The 4,794-nt window shown below is 46.8% G+C and carries 4 protein-coding genes and 1 pseudogene; all 5 read left to right on the top strand.

The features are described from left to right. Positions 1-322: 322 nt before the first annotated feature. Positions 323-1,480, top strand: a complete 1,158-nt coding sequence (gene carA, locus QT984_RS12110) for a glutamine-hydrolyzing carbamoyl-phosphate synthase small subunit (protein WP_333057154.1) — start codon at positions 323-325, stop codon at positions 1,478-1,480. A gap of 188 nt (positions 1,481-1,668) precedes the next feature. Continuing rightward, positions 1,669-2,025, top strand: a complete 357-nt coding sequence (locus QT984_RS12115; protein ID WP_333037230.1) for an STAS domain-containing protein — start codon at positions 1,669-1,671, stop codon at positions 2,023-2,025. A gap of 383 nt (positions 2,026-2,408) precedes the next feature. Beyond that, positions 2,409-2,855, top strand: a complete 447-nt coding sequence (locus QT984_RS12120; protein WP_333057156.1) for a ribonuclease III domain-containing protein — start codon at positions 2,409-2,411, stop codon at positions 2,853-2,855. 216 nt (positions 2,856-3,071) lie between these two features. Then, complete coding sequence (locus QT984_RS12125) at positions 3,072-4,253, top strand: transposase (RefSeq protein WP_333057157.1); 1,182 nt, start codon at positions 3,072-3,074, stop codon at positions 4,251-4,253. Between the two features lie 162 nt (positions 4,254-4,415). Next, a pseudogene (locus QT984_RS12130) lies at positions 4,416-4,794 on the top strand (23S rRNA (guanosine(2251)-2'-O)-methyltransferase RlmB); the annotation flags it as partial.

Genomic DNA, 4,794 nt, shown 5'->3' on the forward strand with positions numbered 1-4,794 from the left:
CCCGCCCGTCATGAGTGGACGGGCGGGACGCCCATCCCACTTTCAAGAGTGGAAGTTATTTAATTCTCATTCCTTATAGCCCTTGATAAGCGGGCCTAGGGCATAGGCCTCCGTGGGCATAGGGCATAGGCCTCCGTGGGCATAGGGCATACCTCACCAAGATTGAGAACGGCTGTATGGCTGCTTGTTGATTATCTCCGGCATAAGTGCCTTGGTTTTGCGAACCCTGGCACAAATTAAAATAATATCTGTACATTGCCGACTAGCATCAAATCCCTGGCAGTGGTAAGAATTAAACCAAACGAAAGTAATTAAGGATGCCATGTCACTTTCAACTGCACAACCCGCTCTCCTAGTCCTGGCTGACGGTACTGCTTACCGCGGCTGGTCGTTTGGCGCTGACGCCACCGTCGTTGGCGAGGTAGTATTTAATACTGGAATGACGGGCTACCAAGAAGTATTGACCGATCCCAGCTATTGCGGTCAAATTGTCACTTTTACTTATCCAGAATTGGGCAATACCGGGGTAAATCTTGAAGACGAAGAATCCTCGCGCCCGCAAATTCGGGGTGCGATCGCCCGGAACGTATGCAGCCGCCCCAGCAACTGGCGCTGCTCACAATCTCTGCAAGACTATCTGAAACAGTACGATATCCCCGGAATTTACGGGATCGACACCCGCGCCCTCACTCGCAAAATTCGCACGGTGGGAGCGATCAACGGTGGCATTTCGACCACGATTCTCGACCAGGCAGAGCTTTTGGAACTCGTGCAAGATGCCCCCAGCATGGACGGGCTGAATCTGGTCCAGGAAGTCACCACCCGCAAGGTTTACGAGTGGTCTGAAGCCACGGACTCGGTTTGGGAGTTCAGTCCTACAGTCAAACCTGAAGAAGGCAAAATGTGGACGGTGGTAGCGCTAGACTTTGGGATCAAGCGCAACATCCTGCGGCGTCTGGCGAGTTACGGGTGTCGGGTCATCGTTGTCCCCGCTGACACGTCGCCGGAGGAAATCCTCAAATACAACCCGGACGGCATTTTTCTGTCCAACGGCCCCGGAGATCCGGCGGCGGTAACGGAAGGGATCGCGACTGCGAAAGCTTTGTTAAAGTCGGACAAACCCGTATTCGGCATCTGCATGGGACACCAAATTTTGGGACTTTCCTTGGGTGCAGAAACTTTTAAACTTAAGTTCGGCCATCGGGGATTGAATCATCCAGCGGGTTTAACTCAGCAAGTAGAAATTACTAGCCAAAATCATGGTTTTGCGATCGACCCCGATTCCCTAGCCCCCGAAGTAGAGATTACTCATCTCAATTTGAACGATCGCACCGTAGCCGGATTGAAGCATAAAACTCTGCCGCTGTTTTCAGTGCAATACCACCCCGAAGCCAGTCCGGGCCCGCACGACGCCGACTATTTATTCGATCGATTCGTGCAGTCAATGCGAGACAATCAGAAAGTAGCCAGCAGTAAGTAGTCAGCAGTCAGCAGTCAGCAGTCATTAGTCAGTAGTCATCAGAGGCTGTTTGTGTCGATCGCTTCTGACTAATGACTCATGACTAATGACTCATGACTAAAAAACTGTAGACAAAAGACCAAAAAACTCCTATAATGAAGCCTCGACTTTAAGCCATATCTAGCTAGGAGGGTGTCATTCCTGAGTCATTGACCCTGACCGTTAGCCTCAGAGGCACTCGCGAAGTCAAGAATAACTATCAGTTATTTCGCTTGACGGGCCTGCTGGACGCTTTTTCTGAGGCAACTTTTCGGAAGGTAATAAGCAAATGTATTGACGAGGGCCCAAAACACGTAATTTTGGACTTGTCTCAGATAGATTTTGTGGATAGTTCAGGCTTGGGCGCACTTGTGCAACTTGTCAAAAAAGCCCAAACCTTGGAAGGGACATTGCAAATTGTCTCAAATCCCCGCGTAACTCAGACTGTTAAACTGGTTCGCTTAGAGAAATTTCTGTCTTTGCAGCCTTCGGTTGATGAGGCGGTAAAAAACGTCAAGGATGCTTGACGCCAAAGTGAATTAAATTAGCTATCCGGTTCTCAACGCTGGATAGCAAATTTTTATTTTGGGGCTGGTAAAACAATACCGATTTTCCCAGAAGCTGCGACACGCACCAGCCGCTATTTCCCCGATGCTTAGAGTTTCGGTGGAGGGGCAGTAAAATATGTGTGGCAAACACGCGGAAAAATGGTACAAAAATTAGAGCATCCCGATTTGGTAAAAAGCCTTTTTTAGGAGTGCGATCGTCGCGCCAAGCTTTGCCTATATATCTCGCTTCGTGCTCTGAGAGCGAACAGTCCTGTAAAAGCTATAATTGCGGAAGTGACGAAAGACGAAATAAGTAAGTAACTAGAAAAACCAAGCTGTGCGGAAGTTTTATTTAAAAAAGTATGTCGCCGATCGCAGATGACGGACTCAAACTGAGTCTGACGGATATCAGTTTAAATCGAGTGCATCCTGCGAGGGCTACACCAGCAGAAATAGAAAGAATTTCGCCCGCAGCCTGGGCATATTTGGGAGATGCAGTGTACGAACTCTACATTCGGAGTTCGTACTTAGTCCCGCCCAGAAGATTGCAAGCTTATCACGAATTGGTGGTGGGGCAAGTACGAGCCGAAACTCAAGCGCGTCACTTGCGATCGCTCTCTCCTTACTTGAACAGTACAGAATTAGCAATTGTCAAGCGCGGCCGCAATGCTGCAGCGGGCCGTTCTAAGCGAGCAGATCCAGAGATATACCAACAAGCCAGCAGCTTAGAAACTTTGATCGGATATTTGTACCTCACCGATCCCGAAAGATTGACCGAGATTCTGGCACTTTTAGAACTTGAGACTTAAAGGATTTAGCAGTTAAGAGTTGGGAATGGGGAGGGAGTAATTAACCATCCTGGCACGGCTAACATAAAACCGCAAAAATCTCGATCGGCAAAACAAGATTTATCAAAGAAATGGGTTTAAAACCCCGTCGTTCTAGGACGGCTTTAATTCCTTCTGAATTTTCCCGATCGTGTTAAAATAGTATGGCATACTAAAGTAGTAAAACAGCTAAAAATAATGAAAGCAAGGTTCCAATACAGATTCTATCCAACCGATAGACAACGCCAGAGTTTGGCTCAGTTGTTTGGTTGTGTAAGAGTTGTTTGGAACGATGCTTTGGCTGTTAGCAGATGTGGCAAATATCCTGGGTACAACACTCTATCCAAGTCTCTAACTATATCTAAAAAGACAGAAGAAAGGGCATGGTTGAACGATGTTTCGTCCGTGCCGCTGCAACAATCCCTCAAACAGTTAGAGGTTGCTTACAAAAACTATTTTGATTTCCTAAAAGGGAAGAGAAAAGGCAAGAAAGTGGGTCAACCCAAATTCAAAAAAAAGACTAACAGTCAGTCTGCAACTTTTGCTAAAACAGGTTTCTCTATCAAAGGTGAGTCCGTGGATCTGGCAAAAATTGGAAATGTTAGCCCTATTTGGTCTAGGGAGTTACCATCAGAGCCTAGCTCTGTAACTGTACTAAAGGACTGTGCTAATCGCTATTTCTTGAGCTTTGTAGTAGAAGTTAAGCCCGTTCAAATTGATGCTAAAAACCCAAGTGTCGGAATTGATTTAGGGATTAAAACTTTTGCTGTGATGAGTAATGGGGAGAAAGCTAAAAGTCCAGACTATAAAGTGTTAGATCGAAAAATTCGTAAACTCCAAAAAAAGCTAGCTCGGCAATCTAAAGACTCGAAACGCAGAAATAGAACTCGGATTCAGATAGCCAAACTGCACAATCAAATTGCAGACACCCGTAAAGATTTCTTGCACAAGCTGTCAACCAAAATTGTTAGTGAAAACCAAACTATCGTTTTAGAAGACTTGAATGTGTCTGGAATGGTCAAAAACCGCAAACTTGCTAGAGCTATTAGTCTTCAGGGATGGAGAGAATTCCGAACTTGGTGCGAGGCAAAGTCTGAGAAATTTGGTCGAGACTTTAGAGTAATTAGTCGCTGGGAGCCTACCAGTCAAATTTGCTCGGATTGCGGCTTTAAGTGGGGAAGACTGGATTTAAAAATCAGATCGGTTCAGTGTTTGAATTGTGGCACTGAACACGAACGCGATGAGAACGCTGCAAAAAATATAAACAAAGTCGGGATAGGGCATTGCCACGACTCTAAACGGACACAGAGACAGAGTAAGACGACTTCGGTTGCGTCAGTCAGTGAAGTGTCAAGAATCACCGCACTTTTAGGGCGGTGAGTATGTCAATAACTAGCTATTTGAACAGAGCAAAATCCTTGCTCCCTCGCTAGACTATCTCAAATCTCAAAGCCCAAAGATTGCTCCCTCAATCAAGAATCTCACATCTACAATCTACAATCGACTAGCCTTCAGCCAAAACCTTTTGACCACAAGAAACCAATGAGAAAATTTACCAAACCCAACTTTTCGCGATCGAATTCCGACAGCAAGCCATTCAAAAGCGAAGGCCGCCGTCAGGACTCACAACCATCCTCTCCCCGCTTTGAACGCAAGCCCCGTCCCGATACTCGCGGAGTAGACGCGCCTCAAAAGCGATCGACCTTCGCCCCACAATCGCGAGAAATGCCCGTGAGAGCAATTTTCAAACGGAGAGTCGATGCCGACAGCCAACCGGAAATTCGCAGAAATAATCATTTCAAAGACAGAGACAGCAGCCCGCAGGAATCCAGGGGCAATTATTACCAAGACAGAGACAGAGATAGCAGCCCGCAGCCGGCCCGCAACAATTTCCGAGACAGAGACAGAGATAGCAGCCCCC

Source organism: Microcoleus sp. Z1_B2 (assembly GCF_036700325.1).
Classification (GTDB): domain Bacteria; phylum Cyanobacteriota; class Cyanobacteriia; order Cyanobacteriales; family Microcoleaceae; genus Microcoleus.

Excerpts from the sequence above, each read along its gene's own strand:
- carA (WP_333057154.1), top strand. The coding sequence starts at position 323 with ATGTCACTTTCAACTGCACAACCCGCTCTCCTAGTCCTGGCTGACGGT.
- QT984_RS12120 (WP_333057156.1), top strand. The coding sequence starts at position 2,409 with ATGTCGCCGATCGCAGATGACGGACTCAAACTGAGTCTGACGGATATC.
- QT984_RS12125 (WP_333057157.1), top strand. The coding sequence starts at position 3,072 with ATGAAAGCAAGGTTCCAATACAGATTCTATCCAACCGATAGACAACGC.